The sequence below is a fragment of the Hypericibacter terrae genome, from assembly GCF_008728855.1.
Lineage (GTDB): Bacteria > Pseudomonadota > Alphaproteobacteria > Dongiales > Dongiaceae > Hypericibacter > Hypericibacter terrae.
The window spans coordinates 5,298,586-5,319,779 of record NZ_CP042906.1 but is presented as its reverse complement, the minus strand read 5'-3'; the positions used below and the strand labels follow the sequence as shown (position 1 = coordinate 5,319,779).

The 21,194-nt window shown below is 66.9% G+C and carries 18 protein-coding genes; 13 read left to right on the top strand and 5 right to left on the bottom strand.

Annotation, left to right across the window (positions count from 1 at the left end):
- The first annotated feature begins 72 nt into the window (after positions 1-72).
- From FRZ44_RS24295 to FRZ44_RS24270, 6 genes are all read left to right on the top strand, one after another.
- Positions 73-2,979: a 2-oxoglutarate dehydrogenase E1 component gene (locus FRZ44_RS24295; RefSeq protein ID WP_151179613.1), complete on the top strand. Its 2,907-nt coding sequence runs from the start codon at positions 73-75 to the stop codon at positions 2,977-2,979.
- Positions 2,980-3,035: 56 nt separating this feature from the next.
- Positions 3,036-4,358: a 2-oxoglutarate dehydrogenase complex dihydrolipoyllysine-residue succinyltransferase gene (odhB, locus tag FRZ44_RS24290; protein ID WP_151179612.1), complete on the top strand. Its 1,323-nt coding sequence runs from the start codon at positions 3,036-3,038 to the stop codon at positions 4,356-4,358.
- A gap of 23 nt (positions 4,359-4,381) precedes the next feature.
- Positions 4,382-5,137, top strand: a complete 756-nt coding sequence (locus FRZ44_RS24285; RefSeq protein WP_151179611.1) for a peptidase C39 family protein — start codon at positions 4,382-4,384, stop codon at positions 5,135-5,137.
- Between the two features lie 33 nt (positions 5,138-5,170).
- Positions 5,171-6,580: a dihydrolipoyl dehydrogenase gene (gene lpdA, locus FRZ44_RS24280; protein WP_151179610.1), complete on the top strand. Its 1,410-nt coding sequence runs from the start codon at positions 5,171-5,173 to the stop codon at positions 6,578-6,580.
- Between the two features lie 255 nt (positions 6,581-6,835).
- Positions 6,836-7,684, top strand: a complete 849-nt coding sequence (locus FRZ44_RS24275) for an endonuclease/exonuclease/phosphatase family protein (RefSeq protein WP_225308429.1) — start codon at positions 6,836-6,838, stop codon at positions 7,682-7,684.
- Positions 7,685-7,744: 60 nt separating this feature from the next.
- Positions 7,745-9,298, top strand: coding sequence for a phospholipase D family protein (locus tag FRZ44_RS24270; protein WP_151179608.1), 1,554 nt, complete (start codon positions 7,745-7,747; stop codon positions 9,296-9,298).
- Here FRZ44_RS24270 and FRZ44_RS24265 read toward each other — a convergent pair.
- Genes FRZ44_RS24265 through fsa form a run of 5 tightly spaced genes read right to left on the bottom strand, consistent with a single transcriptional unit; the run spans position 9,295 to position 12,643 of the window.
- A complete protein-coding gene (locus FRZ44_RS24265; RefSeq protein WP_151179607.1) occupies positions 9,295-9,771 on the bottom strand; it encodes a GNAT family N-acetyltransferase in 477 nt (158 codons plus the stop codon). The genes FRZ44_RS24270 and FRZ44_RS24265 overlap by 4 nt on opposite strands.
- A gap of 10 nt (positions 9,772-9,781) precedes the next feature.
- Entirely contained in the window at positions 9,782-10,240 is a 459-nt protein-coding gene (locus tag FRZ44_RS24260; protein ID WP_151179606.1) for a hypothetical protein, read from the bottom strand.
- Positions 10,240-11,220: a tyrosine recombinase XerC gene (locus FRZ44_RS24255; protein WP_225308428.1), complete on the bottom strand. Its 981-nt coding sequence runs from the start codon at positions 11,218-11,220 to the stop codon at positions 10,240-10,242. The genes FRZ44_RS24260 and FRZ44_RS24255 overlap by 1 nt, the downstream gene beginning before the upstream one ends.
- Positions 11,199-11,963: a DUF484 family protein gene (locus tag FRZ44_RS24250; protein WP_151179605.1), complete on the bottom strand. Its 765-nt coding sequence runs from the start codon at positions 11,961-11,963 to the stop codon at positions 11,199-11,201. The genes FRZ44_RS24255 and FRZ44_RS24250 overlap by 22 nt, the downstream gene beginning before the upstream one ends.
- Positions 11,964-11,986: 23 nt before the next feature.
- Positions 11,987-12,643 (bottom strand): fructose-6-phosphate aldolase, encoded by a 657-nt coding sequence (gene fsa, locus FRZ44_RS24245; protein WP_151179604.1) that lies wholly within the window; start codon positions 12,641-12,643, stop codon positions 11,987-11,989.
- 116 nt (positions 12,644-12,759) lie between these two features.
- On the opposite strand from fsa, the gene FRZ44_RS24240 reads away from it, so the two are divergent.
- From FRZ44_RS24240 to FRZ44_RS24210, 7 genes are all read left to right on the top strand, one after another.
- A complete protein-coding gene (locus FRZ44_RS24240; protein WP_151179603.1) occupies positions 12,760-14,970 on the top strand; it encodes a primosomal protein N' in 2,211 nt (736 codons plus the stop codon).
- A 272-nt stretch (positions 14,971-15,242) separates the two neighbouring features.
- A complete protein-coding gene (locus FRZ44_RS24235) occupies positions 15,243-15,803 on the top strand; it encodes a F0F1 ATP synthase subunit delta (protein ID WP_151179602.1) in 561 nt (186 codons plus the stop codon).
- Complete coding sequence (atpA, locus tag FRZ44_RS24230; protein WP_151179601.1) at positions 15,803-17,332, top strand: F0F1 ATP synthase subunit alpha; 1,530 nt, start codon at positions 15,803-15,805, stop codon at positions 17,330-17,332. Before FRZ44_RS24235 ends, atpA begins: the two co-directional genes overlap by 1 nt.
- Before the next feature lie 46 nt (positions 17,333-17,378).
- A complete protein-coding gene (locus FRZ44_RS24225) occupies positions 17,379-18,257 on the top strand; it encodes a F0F1 ATP synthase subunit gamma (RefSeq protein WP_151179600.1) in 879 nt (292 codons plus the stop codon).
- A 41-nt stretch (positions 18,258-18,298) separates the two neighbouring features.
- Positions 18,299-19,723, top strand: a complete 1,425-nt coding sequence (gene atpD / locus FRZ44_RS24220; protein WP_151179599.1) for a F0F1 ATP synthase subunit beta — start codon at positions 18,299-18,301, stop codon at positions 19,721-19,723.
- Between the two features lie 61 nt (positions 19,724-19,784).
- Positions 19,785-20,201 (top strand): F0F1 ATP synthase subunit epsilon, encoded by a 417-nt coding sequence (locus tag FRZ44_RS24215; protein ID WP_151179598.1) that lies wholly within the window; start codon positions 19,785-19,787, stop codon positions 20,199-20,201.
- 170 nt (positions 20,202-20,371) lie between these two features.
- Complete coding sequence (locus FRZ44_RS24210; RefSeq protein ID WP_151179597.1) at positions 20,372-21,190, top strand: acyl-ACP desaturase; 819 nt, start codon at positions 20,372-20,374, stop codon at positions 21,188-21,190.
- The last annotated feature ends 4 nt before the right edge of the window (positions 21,191-21,194 follow it).

The window sequence follows — 21,194 nt, the reverse complement described above, 5'->3', positions numbered from 1 at the left end:
AGCCGAAAGACCCTGTTAACCATATTGACAGGGCCGAGAGCCTAGAAGGCTCCTGCAACAACAACCGAACGAATGATGCGCAACGACCCCACGACGTTTCTATCCGGTCCCAACGCCGCCTTCATCACCGAGCTCTACGCCCGCTATCTCGACGATCCACAGTCGGTGGACGAATCCTGGCGCGGCTTCTTCGCCGAACTCGCGGACGATGCACCGAACATCGCCAAGGATCTGGTAGGCGCCAGCTGGGCACCGCGCCAGAACGGGGTCATCGTCAATGGCCACGATCATGGGGGCCACGATAACGTCGCGCCGGCGATGGCGCACGAGAACGGCGCGACCCGGCTCACCCCGCGTGCCGATGACGATGTCATCCGCGCGGCCGCGACCGATTCGATTCGCGCCCTCATGCTGATCCGCGCCTACCGCGTGCGCGGCCATCTCGAGGCCAATCTCGATCCGCTGCAACTGAAGCCGCGACCGAGACATTCGGAGCTGGATCCCGCCTCCTACGGCTTCACCGAAGCCGACATGGACCGGCCGATCTTCATCGATCACGTGCTCGGCCTCGAATATGCGACGCTGCGCCAGATCATGGCGATCCTGCGCGAGACCTATTGCGGGAACATCGGCGTCGAGTTCATGCATATCCAGGATCCGGATCAGAAGACCTGGATCCAGGAACGCATCGAGAGCATCCGCAACCAGACCAACTTCACCGAGAAAGGCAAGCGCGCGATCCTCGAGCGCCTGACCGCGGCCGAGACCTTCGAGCGGTTCCTCGACAAGAAATACACCGGCACCAAGCGCTTCGGCCTCGACGGCGGCGAAAGCCTGATCCCGGCGCTCGAGCAGATCATCAAGCGCGGCAGCCAGATCGGCGTGAAGGAGCTCGTGATCGGGATGCCCCATCGCGGCCGTCTCAACACGCTCGCGAACTTCATGGGCAAGCCCTTCTCGGCGATCTTCTCCGAGTTCCAGGGCAATCCGGCCAATCCCGAGGACGTCCAGGGCTCGGCCGACGTGAAATACCATCTGGGCACGTCGTCGGACCGCGAGTTCGACGGCATCACTGTCCATCTCTCCCTGACCGCGAACCCGTCCCATCTCGAGGCCGTGAACACGGTCGTGCTGGGCAAGGTGCGCGCCAAGCAGGAGCAGCGCGGCGATCTCGATCGCAACGAGGTGATGTCGATCCTGATGCATGGCGACGCTGCCTTCGCCGGCCAGGGGCTGGTGGCCGAGACCCTCGATCTTTCCGACCTCAAGGGCTATCGCGTCGGCGGCACCATCCATTTCATCGTCAACAACCAGATCGGCTTCACCACCGATCCGGTGCAATCGCGCTCCGGGCCCTATTGCTCGGAGGTCGCGAAGATCATCCAGGCGCCGATCTTCCACGTGAACGGCGACGATCCGGAAGCGACCGTGCATGTGGCGCGCATCGCGACCGAGTACCGCCAGCGCTTCAAGCATGACGTCGTGGTCGACATGTTCTGTTATCGCCGCTACGGCCATAACGAGAGCGACGAGCCGATGTTCACGCAGCCGCTGATGTACAAGCGGATCGCGCAGATGCCGACCACCCGCCAGCTCTACGCCGAACGGCTCGTGCGCGATGGCACGCTGACCGAAGCCGAGGCGACGGGCATGGTGACCGACTTCCAGAAACATCTCGAGGAAGCGCTCGAGAACGCCAAGAGCTTCAAGCCGAACAAGGCCGACTGGCTCGAAGGCGCCTGGAGCGGGCTGGAGATCGCCTCGGGCGACGACCGCCGCGGCGAGACCGCCATGCCCTTGCAGGAGCTCAAGGAGATCGGCAACGCGCTCTGCTCGGTGCCGAAGGGGTTCAACCTCAACCGCAAGATCGTGCGCCAGCTCGAAGCCAAGCGGCAGGCGATCGAAAGCGGCGAGAACATCGACTGGGCGACGGCCGAGGCGCTCGCCTTCGGCAGCCTCCTGATCGAAGGCGCGCCGGTCCGGCTCTCGGGCCAGGATGTCGGCCGCGGCACCTTTTCCCAGCGCCATGCGGTGCTGATCGACCAGGAGAACGAGGACGAGTACCTGCCGGTCAACAATATCCGCGAAAAGCAGGCGAAGCTCGAGGTGATCGACAGCCCGCTCTCCGAGGCCGGCGTGCTGGGCTTCGAATATGGCTACAGCCTGGCCGAGCCGCGGGCGCTGGTGCTCTGGGAAGCGCAGTTCGGCGATTTCGCCAACGGCGCCCAGGTGATCGTCGACCAGTTCGTGAGCTCCGGCGAAAGCAAATGGCTGCGCATGTCGGGCCTGGTGATGCTGCTGCCGCACGGCTATGAGGGCCAGGGGCCCGAGCACTCGTCGGCGCGCCTCGAGCGCTATCTGCAGCTCTGCGCCGAGGACAATATGCAGGTGGTGAACTGCACCACGCCCGCGAACTATTTCCATGTGCTGCGCCGGCAGCTGCATCGCAATTTCCGGAAACCCCTGATCGCGATGACGCCGAAATCGCTGCTGCGCCACAAGCTCGCCATGTCCAAGCTCGAATATATGAGCACCGGCACCAGCTTCCATCGCGTGCTCCATGACGAGGCGCATGGCCGGCTGGCCGCCGACCGCGACATCCGCCGCGTCGTGCTCTGCTCGGGCAAGGTCTATTACGACATCCACGAGGAGCGCGAGAAGCAGGGGATCAAGGACGTCTATATCCTGCGGCTCGAGCAGCTCTATCCGTTCCCGGACAAGGCGCTGAAGGGCGAATTGCAGCGCTTCTCGCCCGACGTCCAGATCACCTGGTGCCAGGAGGAGCCCAAGAACATGGGCGCCTGGTCCTTCGCCTCGCCCGAGATCGAAGGGGTGATGGCCGAGGCCGGCATCCGCCAGCCGCGCCTGACCTATTCGGGACGTCCGTCCTCGGCATCGCCCGCGACCGGCCTCCTCAAGCGTCATATCAAGGAGCAGGCCCATCTGGTGGCCGAGGCTCTGGGTTTGACCACCGCCTAGCTTTCCAATGAAATAGGGCCTCCGGGTCCCCTTTTGACGATTGCCACGAGGTTCCCATGGCCACAGACATTGTCGTTCCCGCGCTGGGCGAGTCGGTCACCGAGGCGACCATCGCCAAGTGGCTGAAGCAGCCGGGCGACAAGGTCGCGGTCGACGAGCCGCTGCTCGAGCTCGAGACCGACAAGGTCTCGCTCGAGGTCTATGCCACCAAGGCGGGCACCCTTTCCGAGATCAGGGCGAAGACCGGCGACACGGTGGAAGTCGGCGCCGTGGTCGGCGTGATCGGCGATGGCGCCGCTGCGACTGGCGCCCCCTCCGCGCCGACGGCGGGTCCCACGCCAATCGTACCGAAAACCCCGTCCGGGCCCGCGCCGCAAGCCGCGGCTCCGGCACCGCAGGCGGCTGCCGCGTCGCCCGAAACCGTTCAGCCCGCCCCGCCGACGGAAGCGCCGCCGGTGACGGCGCAACCCGATCGCCTGGCGCCGGCCGTGCGCAAGCTGGTCGAGGAGAACAAGCTGGCGCCGGAACAGATTCCGGCGACGGGCAAGACCGGTCGCCTGACCAAGACCGACGTGCTGGGCTATCTCGAGCGCGAAGGCCGCCTGGCGGCGCCGGTCCAGACGCCGACCCCGGCGGGCGCTCCGGCGCCCGCGACTGCGCCGGTCCCGGCAGGGGCAGCGCCGCGCGAAGAGCGCGTGCGCATGACCCGCTTGCGCAAGCGCATCGCCGAGCGTCTCAAGCAGGCCCAGAACAATGCCGCCATGCTCACCACCTTCAACGAGGTGGACATGACGAACTTGCTGGCCGTGCGCAGCCACTACAAGGACGCCTTCGAGAAGAAGCATGGCGTGAAGCTCGGCTTCATGTCCTTCTTCGTGAAGGCGGCGATCATGGCGCTCAAGGAGATCCCGGCCGTCAATGGCGAGATCGACGGCGAGGAGATCGTCTACAAGAATCACTACGACATCGGCGTGGCCGTCGGCACCGAGCAGGGGCTGGTGGTCCCGGTGGTGCGCGATGCCGACAAGATGAGTTTCGCGGAGATCGAGCTGAAGATCGCCGATTTCGGCAAGCGCGCGCGCGACGGCAAGCTGGCGCTCGACGAGCTCCAGGGCGGCACCTTCACCATCTCGAACGGCGGCGTCTATGGATCGCTCATGTCGACGCCGATCCTCAATCCGCCGCAGTCGGGCATCCTGGGCATGCACAAGACCCAGGACCGGCCGGTGGCGATCGCCGGCAAGGTCGAGATCCGGCCGATGATGTATCTGGCGCTCTCCTACGATCACCGCATCGTCGATGGCCGCGAGGCCGTCACCTTCCTGGTGCGGCTCAAGGACGGCATCGAGGATCCGCAGCGCATGCTGCTCGAGATCTGAGATTTTCGGAGGCCCGAGGGGATATGAAAAAGACGACGAAGCGCAGGCGCGCCGGGAGTTCCAAGCCGGCGGCGCGGTCCGCCACGGCCAGACCGGCGGTGAAGAAGGCGGCCAAGGGCCCGCCCGCCAAGACCCCGGCCAAGCGCCGTATTCCGCATTACCGCCAGACCACCGATTTCACCTGCGGGCCCTCCTCGGTGCTGATGTCGATGCGCGCCATCGATCCCAAGGCGCCGTTCGACCGCGCCAGCGAACTCCAGCTCTGGCGCGAGGCGACGTCGGTCTTCTCCGGCCCCTCCGGCGGCCATGGCGGCTGCAGCCCGGTCGCGCTGGCGCTGGCCTTGAGCCGGCGCGGCTACAAGGCCGAAGTCCATATCAATCACCGCGACGTGTTCCTGGGCGAGCGCACCCGCTCGGCCGAGCGCAAGGAAGTCATGCGGGTGCTGCAGGAGAAGGATCTGGCCGAGGCCGCCCGCCAGGGCATCCCGATCCATTACGAGATGGCCTCGCAGGCCGAACTCGAGGCGCGCTTCCGGCAGGGCATGATCCCGATCGTGCTGGTCAGCACCTACTACATCCATGGCGACCACGTCGCCCATTGGGTGGTGGTGACGGGCTTCGACAAAGAGAATGTCTATGTGAACGATCCCTGGGTGGCGCTCGACAAGGGCAAGACGCCCAAGGACATGACCGACTTCCCCGTGCCGCGCGGCGCCTTCGAGCGCATGACCTGCTACGGCAAGCAACGCGAAAGGGCCTGCGTCCTGGTCGGGCGCTGAGGCCGCTTTCTTCCTCTATCGGCGAGAAATTCCATGGCGGACGCGACCTACGATCTGGTGATCATCGGCGGAGGGGTGGGCGGCTATGTCGCCGCGATCCGCGCCAGCCAGCTCGGGATCAAGACGGCCTGCATCGAGATGCGCGGCCGGCTGGGCGGCACCTGCCTCAATGTCGGCTGCATCCCGTCCAAGGCCCTGCTGCAATCCTCGGAGATCTATGAGGAGACCAAGTCGCATCTGGCGGTGCATGGCGTGGGCGTCGGCAATGTCTCGCTCGACCTGGCGGCCATGCTCGCGCGCAAGGACAAGGTGGTCGAGGACCTGACCAAGGGCGTGGAGTTCCTGTTCCGCAAGAACAAGGTCGATTACATCAAAGGCCGCGGGCGCATCGCCGGCCATGGCCGCGTCGAGGTGGCGCTCGAGGGTGGCGGCAGCCAGTCGCTCACCGCCAAGACCATCTGCATCGCCACGGGCTCGGAATCCTCGCCGCTGCCGGGCATCACCGTCGACGAGAAGCGCATCGTCACCTCGACCGGCGCGCTCTCGCTCAATCCCGTGCCGGCCCATCTGATCGTGATCGGCGCCGGCTATATCGGGCTCGAGATGGGCTCGGTCTGGCGGCGGCTCGGATCGAAGGTGACGGTGGTCGAATATCTCGACCGCATCCTGCCGGGCATGGATGGCGAGATCGCCAAGTCGTTCCAGCGCATCCTGCAGAAGCAAGGCTTCGAGTTCCGCCTCGGCATGAAGGTCACGGGCGCGGTCGCCGGCGCCAGCAGCGTGACGCTCTCCATGGCCCCGGCGGCCGGCGGCGAGACCGCCACGCTCGATGCCGACGTGGTCCTGCTCTGCGTCGGCCGGCGCGCTTATACCGAGGGTCTCGGGCTCGAGACGGTGGGCGTCGCCAAGGACGACCGGGGCCGGATCAAGACCGACCGCCATTTCGCCACCAACGTGCCGGGCATCTATGCGATCGGCGACGTGATCGCCGGGCCCATGCTGGCGCACAAGTCGGAGGAGGAAGGGATCGCCCTGGCCGAAATCCTGGCGGGCCAGGCCGGCCATGTGAATTACGAGACCGTGCCGGGCATCGTCTACACCCATCCCGAGGTCGCCACCGTCGGCAAGACCGAGGAAGAGCTCAAGGCGGCCGGCGTCGCCTACAAGGTCGGCAAGTTCCCGATGACCGCCAACAGCCGCGCGCGGTGCGCCGGCGACACCGAAGGCCTGGTCAAGATCATCGCCGACGCCAAGACCGACCGGCTTCTCGGCTGCCATATCATCTCGGCCGATGCCGGCACCATGATCCATGAGGCGGTGATGGCGATGGAGTTCGCAGGCTCGGCCGAGGATGTAGCCCGCGCCTTCCATGCGCATCCGACCCTGAACGAGGCGGTCAAGGAAGCGGCCCTCGCGGTCGACGGGCGCGCCATTCACATCTGAGCGGCGCCCGGTCCCGCCTGCGCGGGGGAACGGAGCCGCCCTTAAGCCGTTGACAGGCTTGGCTGCCTCGACGCAATAGCCTTAAATTGAGCAGGGGCGTCCCTATCTATGGGGGAGCCGCGGTCGAACGCGGCCCTCGCGTCGGGATGGAACCCCCGACAAGGTCGATGGCAATCCTGATCCGTGGGCGGAGTCTTCCGCGGGGCGGGTCCCCTGGTCGAACCGCGCCAATCCGGAATGGGAGCTCCGAGGCCTGTGCCGAACCGAACCAAAGAACGCCGCAGAGAACGTCTCTCGTCCCATATCCTCGCGACGCTGCAGCAGGAGAAGAAGAGCTACCGGTCCGGCCGCGAGGCGGAAACGGGCGCGCTGATCGCCTCCTACAACGTCCATAAATGCGTCGGGATGGATCAGCGCTTCGATCCGACCCGCGTCGAGGCCGTGATCGGCGAGATCGGCGCCGACATCATCGCTCTGCAGGAGGCCGACCAGCGATTCGGGAGCCGGGAGGGCTTGCTCGACCTGCAGCGGTTGGAGCGCGAGAACGGGCTGGTTCCGGTGAAGGTGAAGGGCCATCCGAAATGCCATGGATGGCACGGCAACGTCCTCCTGTTTCGCGAAGGCAGCGTCAGCCATGTGCACCAGATCGACCTGCCGGGCGTCGAGCCGCGCGGCGCGCTGGTGGTGGATGTGGATCTGAAGGCCGGATCGTTGCGGGTCGTCGCGGCGCATCTGGGATTGCTGCGCCGCTCGCGTCTCCGGCAGGCCGAGGCCATCGTGTCGGCGGTTGCGGCGCGCGGCGAACGGCCCACATTGCTGCTGGGCGATCTCAACGAGTGGCGGGTGGGACCGCGCTCCTCGCTCGAGAATCTGCATCCCGAGTTCGGGCCCCTGACCGCGCATCTGCCGAGTTTCCCCTCGCGCTTCCCCCTGTTTGCGCTGGACCGGATTCTCGGCAGCCCGCATGATCTGATCACGGGTATCGAGGTTCACGATACGCCGCTCGCCCGTGTCGCCTCGGATCACCTGCCGATCAAGGCCCATATCGACCTGAAGCATCTGACGGCGACGGCGCCTTCATCGAAGGGTAAGGTCGCCGCCTGACGCCGACGGCGACGTCCGTCTCTCCCTCGCAACCAGGGAAGGGCCGATCCAGGAGGTGGAATGCAACTGCTTCTCCTGGCTCTCGTTGCATTGGCCGGGCTGTTCTTGGCTTCATATTTCGTGCTGCTCTCCTACAGCCGTTTCATCGAGCGCGCGCGCGGGAAGCCGTCCACGGCACTGCCTGTATCCGGAGACGGAACGCCGCTCGACAGACTGGTCGCGCCGCTGATCGCGCAGCATGAAGGCGAGACCGGACTGGTCCTTCTTCCCGAAAATCTCGATGCCTTCGCTGTCCGTGCCCAAGCCGCTCGGCAGGCGGGCCGCAGCCTCGACCTGCAATATTATCTCTGGCAGGGCGACCTGACCGGGCGCCTGCTGGCCGCCGAAGTCATCGCCGCCGCCGATCGCGGCGTGCGGGTCCGGCTGCTCCTCGACGACATCAACGCTCACGGCTATGACCGCTCCTATCTCGCGCTCAACGCCCATCCAAACATCTCCGTCCGCCTGTTCAACCCGAGGCTGACGCGCGGCGGCCTGTTTCGGCGTGGTCTGGAGACAGTGCTGCGCGGGATTCGCATCACGCGACGCATGCACAACAAGGCCTGGATCACCGACGGCCGGATCGCGGTCATCGGCGGTCGCAATATCGGGGATGCCTATTTCGACGCGGGCCAGAACGCGAATTTCCGCGATCTCGACCTGCTCGCCGTGGGGACCGCCGTCCCGCAGGCGGAGGCGGTCTTCGACAAATACTGGAACAGCCAGGCGGTCATTCCGATCGGCGCGCTGGGCCGGCAGCGCAAGCGCGGCCTGCGCAGGCTGCGCCGGAGGCTGGCGGCGCTGACGAACAACGCGGCGTCGCGGCCCTATCTCGGGCGCGTCGAGGAACAGGTCACCGTCCGCGACCTGCTGTCCGGCAAAGGCCGGATCCACTGGACGTCGACGGCGAGGATCGTCGCGGACCCGCCGCGGAAGGCGAAAGGAACGGGCCAGCCGGACTGGCTGATGCCCGCGATCCGGCCCCTGCTCATGTCGGCGAGGACCGATCTCGAGATCATCTCACCCTATTTCATCCCGGGGCGGGCGGGCACCGCCCAGCTCATCGAGCTGGCGAAGCAGGGAACCAGGGTCTCGGTCCTGACGAACTCGCTGGCCGCGACGGACGTGACGGCCGTCCATGGCGCCTATGCCCGCTCGCGCCGGCCGCTGCTCGAGGGCGGGATCGATCTGTTCGAGCTCAAGCCCTATGACGTCCGCCGCCGCAACTCGCTGTTCGGATCGCGCAGCGCCCGGCTCCACACCAAGGCCTTCACGGTCGACGACCGGCTGGGTTTCGTGGGTTCGATGAATTTCGATCCGCGATCGGAGTCGCTCAACACCGAGATGGGCGTGATCTTCGAGCATGCGGATCTCGTGCGCGAGATCCGCGAGATCTTCGCCAGCGAGACCTCGCTGCAGAGGAGCTATCGGATCGGGTTGGAGCGCGGCCGCATCCTCTGGCAGGACGGCGCACCCGGCGCGGTCACGATCCTTCGCGACGAGCCGGAAGCGGCCCTCGGGCGTCGGCTGTTGGCCCGGATCATCGCTCTCCTGCCGATCGAATCGCAGCTTTAGAGCGCCGCGGTATCGATGATCATGAAATCGAGATCGCGCAGATAATGCGCGCCGAGCCGCTCGTAGAAGGCGGCGGCGAGCTTGTTGGGCTTATAGACCGCCCAGAACAGCAGGCCTGCCTGTTTCTCGCGGCCGATCCGCGCGGCTTCGGCCATGAGCGCCCGTCCGGCTCCCAGCCCGCGAGCCTCGGGCTCGACCCAGAGATCGGCGATGAACATCATCCGCGCGGCGGCGTCGGCGTCATAGCCGAAATGGTAATGGAGATAGCCGATCGGCCGGCCGTCCTGTTCGGCGATCAGGCCGCTGAAGGCCGGATTGGGGCCGAAGCCGTCGCGGCGAAAGGCCTCGGCATCGAAGCGGAAGTCGGTCATGTCCCCAAGAGCGCGCAGATAGACGGCAAAGGCGCCGGCCATGCGGCCGACGGCTTCGGCATCCTCGATGCGGCTCGCCCGGATATGGAGCGCTTTCGCCACGGCGCCTCGCTCAGTTGTTCTGGATGGCGTCGATCGCGGCGACGGTCAGGACGTCGAGAATCACGTTGGTCGCGGCTTGGACCAGCAGGACCTTGTCGTCCACGATCACGAGCCGCTGGCTGGAAGGACGCGGTGGCAGCTGCATCGAGAGGTCGTCGGGCAGAGACCTTGCTTCGAGGCCCGGCGGCAGGGATCCGTTGCGGACCAATTGCTTGTAGAGGCCCGGCGGCAGCGTGCCCTTCCTGGCGAGCCCGGGCGGCAACTCCTTGTTCTTGTGCTTGCTGCCATTGTTGCGATTGTCCGCGTCCCATTCTTCATAATGCTGCCGGTAGTAGCTGACGATCAGCCGGCGCTCGAGCTCGGTCAAAATGATGTCGCCGACCGAATCGTCGGCCCGCGCGACCGGGATCATGAGCGGTATGAGGCAGACCGCGGCAAAGCCGCCGGTCAAGAGAGTGCGGCGTTTCATCAGGCCCTCCGGTTTGCGCCGCGCCGTGCGCGGGGATGGGCTTCATTATAGAGTTTCATCAGCGCCGTACTGTCCACTTCGGTATAGCGCTGGGTGGTGCTGAGCGAGCTGTGGCCCAGCAGCTCCTGGATCGTGCGCAGATCGCCGCCGCCGGCGAGGAGATGGGTGGCGAAGCTGTGGCGCAGCGCATGGGGCGTGGCGCTGTCGGGCAGGCCCAGCAAGGCCCGCAGGCGCGCCAGCTCGCGCTGGGCCACGCGCGCGCTCAGGCGGTCGCCGCGCGCGCCCACGAAGAGCGGGTCCTCCTTGGCGGTGCCGAAGGGGCAGGCGGTCGCGTATTCCATGAGGGCCGCACGAATCTCGGGCAGCAGGGGAACGCGGCGCTGCTTCGAGCCCTTGCCGGTGACGACGAGCTCGGTCATCGCCGTGGCGCCGCCCGTCGACAGGTCGCGGCGATCGAGGGAGAGGGCCTCGGCGATACGCAGGCCCGCGCCATAGAGCAGCATGAAGAGCGCCCTGTCGCGCAGCGCGATCCAGGGCGAGCTCGCATAGATACCGGCCTCGTCGACGACGTCCTGGGCCTCGGCCGCGGACAGGGCCTTGGGCACGGAGCGCGGCAGCCGCGGCGGGCGCAAGGTTCCCAGCGCCGCGTTTTCCACCAGTCCGCGTTTCGCCAGGAAGCGGAACAGGCTCTTGAGCGCGGAGATGGCCCGCGCGTTCGACGCCGGCACGAGCCCCCTTGCGCTCGAGCGTGCCAGCCAGCCGCGGAAATCGCCGCGTTCGAGCCGGCGCAGATCCTCGAGGCCGGGCGCATGGCCCCGATGCTCGGTCAGGAAGCGCAGGAAACCCGCGACATCGCGACGATAGGCGGCGATGCTGTGCGGCGAGGCGCGACGCTCATGGGTGAGCCAGGCGGTCCACTCCTCGACGGCGCCGGCCAGCGCCGGCTCGAGCGTCAGCCTCAGCGGGTCGAGCTCAGCCACGACCGCACGCAATGTTCGAGGATGCGCGCGAGGAATCCCAGGAGCTCGGTGCCCTGGCCGGAATCGAAATAACCCGGATGGCGTGTGCCGAAGGCGATCAACCCCTGCGGCATCTCCTCGCCGAACTTCAGCCGGAGCAAGGCGTCCGATCGTACCAGGCCCGCGCCGCCGCCGAAGAGCGCAGGGTCGCCCGTCACCTCGTCGCGCAGCAGCACCTCGTGCTCGCGCCCGATGAGCTGGTCCACGGTGCCGCGATCGAGCAGCTGCACGCCGTCCATCCGGCTCGGTTCCGTCAGGCCTTCGCTGCGCTCGAGGCAAAGCGTCACCACATCGACATCGAGGATGACGGCGAGATCGGTGGTCACGATCTCGATCAGGTTGGTCAGGCTCCTGGCGTCGAGAAGCGCGAGGGCGGCGCGATGGACCCGGGTCTGGGTCGCGAGATTGTCGCGGCTGTTGGAGAGGAGATCGTCCTGATCGCCGCGCAGCCGCTGCAGCTCCCGCCGCAGTTTTTCCACCATGAATTGCTGCAGGTCGACCACCCCGTCGCCGGAGCGGCGGTTGGGCAGCTTCAGCGCGTCGAGCAGGTCGGGATGCTGCGTCAGGAAATCGGGATGGCGCTGCAGATAATCCATGACCTCGGCGGCGGTGGGGCGGCCCGCGCGCGACGAACCCGATGTCGCGGCGCCGCTGCCCGTGGCTTCACGGCTGCGGCCGGCGGCGTCCTCGGGCGTCTGGGTCATGATGCGCCGTTCGCTCCCAAAGATTAGAGAATCGTCTGTCCGGTCTTGGCCCAATCGGCCAGGAATGCCGCCAGACCCTTGTCGGTCAGCGGATGATTGAACATCTGGCGCAGCACCGCGGGGGGCAGGGTCGCGACATCGGCCCCCATCTTCGCCGACTGGATCACATGGATCGGATGGCGTACCGAGGCGACCAGCACCTCGGTCCGAATACTGTCGTAGGCGCGATAGATCTGCACGATCTCGTCGATCAGCCCCATGCCGTCGCTGCCGATATCGTCGAGCCGGCCGACGAAGGGCGAGATGAAGCTGGCATCGGCCTTGGCGGCCAGCAGCGCCTGGGCGGCGGAGAAGCAGAGCGTGACATTGACCAGGATGCCGTCGCTGCGCAGCGCCTTGCAGGTCTTGAGACCATCCGGCGTGAGCGGCACCTTGACGCAGACATTGTCGGCGACCTTGGCGAGCTTGCGGCCCTCGGCCAGCATCTTCGCATGCTCGGTCGCGGTCACCTCGGCGCTGACCGGCCCCTCGACCACGGCGCAAATCTCCTTCACAACCTCGATGAAGTTGCGTCCGGATTTGTGGATCAGCGACGGATTGGTCGTCACCCCGTCCACCAGGCCGGTGGCGGCAAGGTCGCGGATCTCGGCAATGTCGGCGGTGTCGATGAAGAACTTCATGCGGAGCGGTTCCAGAATCCCTAGGTAGAAGGAGGCGGGGGGCGCCGACGCTGCCGGCCTGATTGGCCGACTCGGGTCCGCCCTCCGTAGACTGTATCTTTCCCAGAGTGTAGCCGATGGCGGAATCAGGCACCAGTTCGAGCCCCGAGCAGATTGGCGCAGCGCGCAGCGTGAGCGTGCTGCTGCCGCTGCCCCTGGCCGGCGCCTATGACTATCGGGTGCCACCCGAGTTCGAACTCGAAGAGGGCGATTACGTCATTGTACCGCTTGGCCGCCGCGAAATGGTGGGCGTTGTGTGGGGCGCGGGCAGCGGCGAGTTCGACCCGAAACGCCTGAAAAATGTCGTCGAGCGGCTGGAGGCCCCGCGCATGCCGGCGGCGGTGCGGCGTTTCGTCGATTGGGTCGCCGGCTATTCGATGGCGGCACCCGGTGCGGTCCTGCGCATGGCGATGAGCGTCTCGGCCGCCCTGGAGCCGCCGCGGGTCCTGACCGGCTATCGACTCGTCTCCGGCGCCGCGCTGCCGGCGCGCGTGACGGAAGCGCGTCAGCGCGTGGTCGATCTGCTGAAGGAGGGGCCGCCGCGGCTCCTTTCCGAGCTGGCGCGCGAGGCCGGCTGCTCGACCGGCGTGATCAAGGGGCTGGTCGAGGCCGGTGCGATCGAGACCGTGGAGCTGCCGGCGCGGATGAGCCCGCCGGTGCCCGACTGGCGGCTGCCGGGTCCGACGCTCGAGCCGGCGCAGGCGCAGGCGGTGCAGAGCCTGCGCCATGCCGTGACCAAGGGCGGCTTCTCCGCGACCTTGATCGACGGCGTCACCGGCGCCGGCAAGACCGAGGTTTATTTCGAGGCGATCGCGGCCGCCCTCGAGGCCGGCCGCCAGGTGCTGGTGCTGCTGCCCGAGATCGCGCTTTCGGCGCAATGGCTCGGCCGCTTCGAGCAGCGCTTCGGCGCGAAGCCGGCGCAATGGCATTCCGATCTGGGGAGCGCCGAGCGGCGCTGGACCTGGCGTGCCGTCGCCGAAGGCGAGGTGCGGCTGGTGGTGGGCGCGCGCTCGGCCCTGTTCCTGCCTTTCGCCGAGCTGGGCCTGATCGTCGTCGACGAGGAGCATGAATCCGCCTTCAAGCAGGAAGACGGCGTCATCTATCAGGCGCGCGACATGGCGGTGGTGCGCGCGCATCAGGGCCAGTTCCCGGTGCTGCTGGTCTCGGCCACGCCCTCGCTCGAGACCGTGCAGAACGTGGCGACGGCGCGCTATGGCGCGGTGCATCTGCCCGACCGCCATGGCGGCGCCAGCTTGCCTCGGATCTCCACCATCGATCTGCGGCGCCATCCGCCGCCGCGCCAGAGCTGGATCTCGCCGCCCCTGCGCAAGGCCCTGACCGAGACGCTGGCCGCGGGCGAGCAGGGGCTGCTGTTCTTGAACCGGCGCGGCTATGCCCCGCTCACGCTCTGCCGGACCTGCGGCCATCGGCTGCAATGCCCGCATTGCACCGCCTGGCTGGTGGAGCATCGCTTCCGCGGGCGGCTGCAATGTCATCATTGCGGCTACACGGCGGAGCTGCCGCCGGCCTGCCCGGCCTGCAATGCTGTCGACAGTTTCGCCGCCTGCGGGCCCGGGGTCGAGCGGCTGGCAGAGGAGGTGGTGGCGCTTTATCCCCAGGCGCGGCTCGCGGTCATGACCAGCGACACCGTGTTCTCGGTCCGGGGTGCGGAGGAGATGGTCCGCCGCATCCAGGCCCATGAAGTCGATCTGCTGATCGGGACCCAGATCGTCGCCAAGGGCCATCATTTCCCGATGCTGACGCTGGTGGGCGTGGTCGACGCCGATCTGGGGCTGGGCGGGGGCGATCTCCGGGCGGCCGAGCGCACCTATCAATTGCTGCACCAGGTCGCGGGCCGGGCCGGTCGCGCCGAACGGCCGGGCCAGGTGCTGCTGCAGACCTTCGACCCCGGCCATCCGGTGATGCAGGCCCTGGTGGGCGACGATCGCGACCGTTTCCTGGCCGAGGAATCCCAGGATCGCCAGCGCACCGGCATGCCGCCCTTCGGCCGTCTGGCGGCGCTCATTCTCTCGGGCGAGAGCCCGGAGGCGGTCGACCGGCTCGCGCGCGAGGTGGCGGCCCGGGCGCCGCATCTCGAGGGGGTGACCGTGCTGGGGCCGGCCCCGGCGCCATTGGCGCTTCTGCGGGGGCGCCATCGCCGGCGCTTCCTGATGAAATGCCGGCGCGATCAGGCCCCCCAGCCCTTGATCCGGGAGTGGCTGGCGCCGATCAAGCTGAGCGGCTCGCTGAGGCTCCAGATCGATATCGATCCCTACAGCTTCTTCTGAAAAAAGGCAGGCTCCGGCAGCGGCAAAAAGGCGCGGCCGAAGCGCCCGCCGCATGACCCTTCGCAAAAGCGCAAAGCGGCTGAAATCAAGCGGTTTTCCACAGGGGCCTCGGGGCGGCCTGGGGCCATTGCATGGGTTAGCCAGCTATGTTATTCACCGCCCGCCCCGCGGCGTGGCCGGAACAGGTCGCGCCCGCGCGGGTGAAACATTGCCGGTTGCGGGCTTTTGGGAAGAGGCTCGCATTTTCAGGGTAACGACGGGGATCGAGAAACGTGGCAGCCGGAGGCACTGGCTCAGGCGGTCTGGCGGCGCGCTACGCCGCCGCGCTCTTTGAACTGGCCGACGAGAAGAAGCAGCTCGACGAGGTCGCGAAGGACCTGCGCGAGCTGAAGGCGATGCTGGCCGAGAGCGCCGATCTGCGCCAACTCATCCGCAATCCCATGATCTCGCGCATCGACCAGGGCCGCGCGATGCAAGCCCTGCTGGACAAGGCCGGCGCCTCGGCGCTGATGCACCGCTTCGTCGGGCTGGTGGCGCAGAATCGCCGCCTGTTCGTTCTTCCCGAGATCATCGACGCCTATCTGGCCGAGCTCGCGCGTCGTCGCGGCGAGGCCAGTGCCCAGGTGGTGTCGGCGCAGCCGCTCGACGAGCGCCAGCGCCAGGCCGTCACCGAGGCCTTGAAGCGCGTCACGGGCGGCAAGGTTGCCGTGGACCTGAAGGTCGATCCGAGCCTGCTCGGCGGCCTGGTGGTCAAGGTCGGCAGCCGTCTCGTGGACAGCTCGCTCAAAACCAAACTGCAAAGACTGCAACTCGCCATGAAAGGGGTTGAGTGATGGAGATCCGCGCCGCGGAGATTTCCGCGATCCTCAAGCAGCAGATCGAGAACTTCGGCAATGATGCCGACGTCGCCGAAGTCGGCACGGTGCTCTCGGTCGGCGACGGCGTGGCCCGCGTTCACGGCCTCGACAAGATCCAGGCCGGCGAAATGGTGGAGTTCCCGGGCGGCATCCGCGGCCTGGCGCTGAACCTCGAAACCGACAATGTCGGCGTCGTGATCTTCGGCGACGACCGCGACATCAAGGAAGGCGACCTGGTGAAGCGCACCGGCGCCATCGTCGACGTGCCGGTCGGCCGCGGCCTGCTGGGCCGCGTGGTCGACGGTCTCGGCAATCCGATCGACGGCAAGGGCCCGCTGACCGACGTCAAGCGCATGCGCGTCGAAGTGAAGGCGCCGGGCATCATCCCGAGAAAGTCGGTGCATGAGCCGATGCAGACCGGCCTCAAGGCGATCGACAGCCTGGTGCCGGTCGGCCGCGGCCAGCGCGAGCTGATCATCGGCGACCGCCAGACCGGCAAGACCGCCGTCATCATCGACACCATCCTGAACCAGAAGACCATCAACGCCAGCGGCGACGAATCCAAGAAGCTCTATTGCGTCTATGTCGCGATCGGCCAGAAGCGCTCGACCGTGGCGCAGATCGTGAAGACGCTCGAGGATAACGGCGCGCTGGAATATTCGATCGTGGTGGCCGCCACCGCGTCGGAGCCCGCGCCGCTGCAGTATCTGGCGCCCTATACCGGCTGCACGATGGGCGAGTTCTTCCGCGACAATGGCATGCATGCGGTCATCTTCTATGACGACCTGTCCAAGCAGGCCGTCGCCTACCGCCAGATGTCGCTGCTGCTGCGCCGCCCGCCGGGACGCGAGGCCTATCCGGGCGACGTGTTCTATCTGCATTCCCGCCTGCTCGAGCGCGCCGCGAAGATGAACGACGAAAACGGCGCCGGCTCGCTGACGGCGCTGCCCGTGATCGAAACCCAGGCCGGCGACGTGTCGGCCTATATTCCGACCAACGTGATCTCGATCACCGACGGTCAGATCTTCCTCGAGACGACGCTGTTCTATCGAGGCATCCGCCCCGCCATCAACGTCGGCCTGTCGGTGAGCCGCGTCGGCTCCGCCGCCCAGATCAAGGCGATGAAGCAGGTCGCCGGCCGCATCAAGCTCGAGCTCGCGCAGTATCGCGAGATGGCGGCCTTCGCCCAGTTCGCCTCGGACCTCGACGCCTCGACCCAGCGCCTGCTGGCGCGCGGCTCGCGCCTGACCGAGCTCCTGAAGCAGGGTCAGTTCCAGCCGATGCCGGTCGAGGAGCAGGTGGTGTCGATCTTCGCCGGCGTGCGCGGCTATCTGGACACGATCAAGGTCGAGGACATCACCCGATTCGAGAAGACCCTGCTGTCCGAGGTGCGCGCCAAGCACAAGGACATCCTCGACGCGATCCGCAACGAGCGCGAGATCAGCAAGGCGACCGAGGACAAGCTGAAGGTCTTCTTCGAGCAGTTCGTCAAGACGTTCGCCTGATCCGCCACTCGACCCGCGAACGGAACCAGCCGGGGCCCACCAGGACATGCCGAGCCTCAAGGACCTGAAGGTCCGCATCAACAGCGTGAAATCCACGCAGAAGATCACGGCGGCCATGAAGATGGTCGCGGCGGCGAAGCTGCGTCGTGCCCAGGAGCAGGCGGAGGCCGCGCGGCCCTACGCCGAGCGCATGGACCGGATGCTGGGCTCGCTCGCCACGGCCATGGCGGGGCGCGACGGGGCGCCGGCGCTGCTGGTGGGCACGGGCAAGGACCAGACCCACCTGATCGTGGTCATGACCTCCGACCGCGGGCTTTGCGGCGGCTTCAATTCGACCATCGTGCGCGGCGCGCGCAAGATGATCCGCGAGCTCCTGACCGCCGGCAAGACCGTCAAGATCATCTGCGTCGGCCGCAAGGGCCGCGATCAGCTCAAGCGCGATTTCGGCAAGCTTATCATCGAGAGCTTCGACGATGTCGGCCGGCCGCGCCTGAGCTATGCGGACGCCGACCGGATCGCGCACCGCATCACCGCCCTCTACGAGGCCGGCGAGTTCGACGTCTGCACCATCTTCTACAACAAGTTCAAGTCGGCGATGACGCAGTTCCTGACCGCCCAGCAGCTGATCCCCTTCGTCGGGGCCGGCACGGCGGCGGCGCCGACGAGCGACGTCTTCTACGAATACGAGCCGGACGAGCAGGAGATCCTGGCGGAACTGCTGCCGCGCAATCTGGGCGTCCAGGTGTTCCGGGCGCTCCTGGAGAACGCGGCCTCCGAGCAGGGCTCGCGCATGACCGCGATGGACAATGCCACGCGCAATGCTGGCGACATGATCAACAAGCTGACCATCAACTACAACCGCAGCCGCCAAGCCTACATCACCAAGGAGCTGATCGAGATCATCTCCGGGGCCGAGGCGCTTTAATCGACGAACGTCGCCACCAGGCGCGCTAGAAGGAGCTATTCATGGCCAAGAATCTCGTCGGCAAGGTCACGCAGGTGCTGGGCGCCGTGGTCGACGTCCATTTCGACGGCGATCTGCCCGCCATTCTGAACGCGCTCACGGTCGAGAATCAGGGCCGCCACCTGGTGCTCGAGGTGGCGCAGCATCTGGGCGAGAACACGGTGCGTACCGTCGCCATGGACACGACGGACGGTCTCGTGCGCGGCCAGGAAGCGCAGGACACGGGCGGCCCGATCTCGGTCCCGGTCGGCCCCGAGACGCTCGGGCGCATCATGAACGTCATCGGCGACTCGGTCGACGAGCGCGGGCCCGTCACGACGAAGACGCGCTACCCGATCCATCGCCCGGCCCCGACCTTCGTGGAGCAGTCCACGGAAGCCCAGGTGCTCGTCACCGGCATCAAGGTCGTGGATCTGCTGGCCCCTTACGCCAAGGGCGGCAAGATCGGCCTGTTCGGCGGTGCCGGCGTCGGCAAGACCGTGCTGATCATGGAGCTGATCAACAACGTGGCGAAGGCGCATGGCGGCGTGTCGGTGTTCGCCGGCGTCGGCGAGCGCACCCGCGAGGGCAACGACCTCTATCACGAGATGATCGAATCGGGCGTCATCAAGCTCGACGGTCCCGGTTCCAAGGTGGCACTGGTCTATGGCCAGATGAACGAGCCCCCGGGAGCTCGCGCCCGCGTCGGCCTCTCCGGCCTGACGGTCGCCGAATATTTCCGCGACGAGGAAGGCCAGGACGTCCTCTTCTTCGTGGACAACATCTTCCGCTTTACCCAGGCGGGTTCCGAAGTGTCGGCGCTCCTGGGCCGCATCCCCTCGGCCGTGGGCTATCAGCCGACGCTTGCGACCGACATGGGCGCCTTGCAGGAGCGCATCACCACCACCAAGAAGGGCTCGATCACCTCGGTGCAGGCGATTTACGTGCCCGCCGACGACTTGACCGATCCGGCGCCGGCCACCAGCTTCGCGCATCTGGACGCGACCACCGTGCTGTCGCGCCAGATCGCCGAGCTCGGCATCTATCCGGCGGTCGATCCGCTCGACTCCACCAGCCGCATTCTCGATCCGCGCGTCGTGGGCGACGATCACTATGCGGTCGCCCGCGAGGTGCAGCGCGTGCTGCAGAGCTACAAGTCGCTGCAGGACATCATCGCCATCCTGGGCATGGACGAACTCTCGGAAGAGGACAAGCTGACGGTGGCGCGCGCCCGCAAGATCCAGCGCTTCCTGTCGCAGCCCTTCCACGTCGCCGAAGTCTTCACCGGTTCGCCCGGCAAGTTCGTGAAGCTCGAAGACACCATCAAGGGGTTCAAGGGCATCGTGAAGGGCGACTATGACGACCTGCCCGAGAGCGCCTTCTACATGGTCGGCACCATCGAAGAGGCGGTCGAGAAGGGCCGCCAGATGGCGGCCGAGGCCGCCTGAGGCGGATCCCCGGCAGCGGTTGGAACCAGACCAGGCATAGCGGAGCAGAGGCGGAGCCTTCATGGCGGACAAGACGCAGTTCGAGCTGGTGTCGCCCGAGCGCCTTCTCATCTCCAAGGCGGTCGACATGGTCGTCGTGCCGGGGACCGAGGGCGATTTCGGCGTGTTGCCGGATCATGCCCCGCTCATTTCGAGCGTGCGTCCGGGCGTGATCGCCGTCTTCGAGGGCGGCCAGGTGACCGACCGCATCTTCGTGGCGGGGGGCTTCGCCGAAGTCACGGGCGAGCGCTGCACGGTCCTGGCCGAGCAGGCCATCCCGTTGGCGGAGCTCGACCGGGGCCGGATCGAGGGCGAACTCAAGGACGCCCGGGACGACCTGACCGACGCCAAGACCGACACCGACCGGGCGGCCGCCGAGCGGGCCGTGGCGGTGGCCGAGGCAAAAATGGTAGCAGCGACCGAGGGTTCGCCCTACTGATTCCCATGGCCCCGCGCTCCCGCGGGTGCCAGGGAACCCCTGATAACCGTTTGAGTTAAAAGGTTAAGGTCGATTCCAATCGGTCTTGCGGAACGACGTCGTCGCCCGCAAAATAAGCGTTGCCGAAGCGTTAATTCGGCGCCGCGCGGACAAAGCTGGATGGAAAAGCCATGAAGCACTGGACGCTCGACGACATTCCCTGGGATCGGTTCGATCCGTCGCTGGTGGATCCGGAATTGTTGCGGATCGTGAAGGCGGCGAGCCTCGTCGAATATAACGGCGGCGATTACGCCGCCTATCTCTGCAACGTCTTCGATGACGACGATTCGTTCCAGGGCGCTGCGCGCAGCTGGGCGGCCGAAGAAGTGCAACATGGCGCGGTGCTCGCGCGCTGGGCGGCCTTGGCCGATCCCAGCTTCGACTTCGACAAGAGCTTCGCGCGCTTCAAGGAAGGCTTCTCGATTCCGGTCAGCGCGACGCATTCGATCCGCGGCTCGCGGGCCGGCGAGCTGGTGGCGCGCTGCATCGTCGAAACCGGCACCAGTTCCTACTACACGGCGCTGATGGAAGCGGCGAAGGAGCCGGTGTTGCGCGAGATCTGCCGCAACATCGCGGCCGACGAGCTGCGCCACTACAAGCTCTTCTACAGCCATCTCCGCCGCTATGTGGAAGCCGAGAAGATCGGCCGCCTGCGCCGCGTTCTGGTCGCGCTCAGCCGCATCACCGAGAGCGAGGACGACGAGCTGGCCTATGCCTATTACTCGGCCAACGGCGATGCCAGCATCGCCTATGACCGCCGTCACTGGGCCAATCACTACGCCCGGCGTGCCTATGGCTTCTACCAGCGCCACCATATCGAGCGCGCGATCGCCATGGTGCTGAAGGCGGCGGGGCTGTCCCCGCAGGGCTGGTTGAACCGCAGACTCACCAGCCTGGCCGCCTGGTTCATGGGCTGGCGCGTCCAGCGCCTGGTCCGCGCCGGTTTCTGAGGTC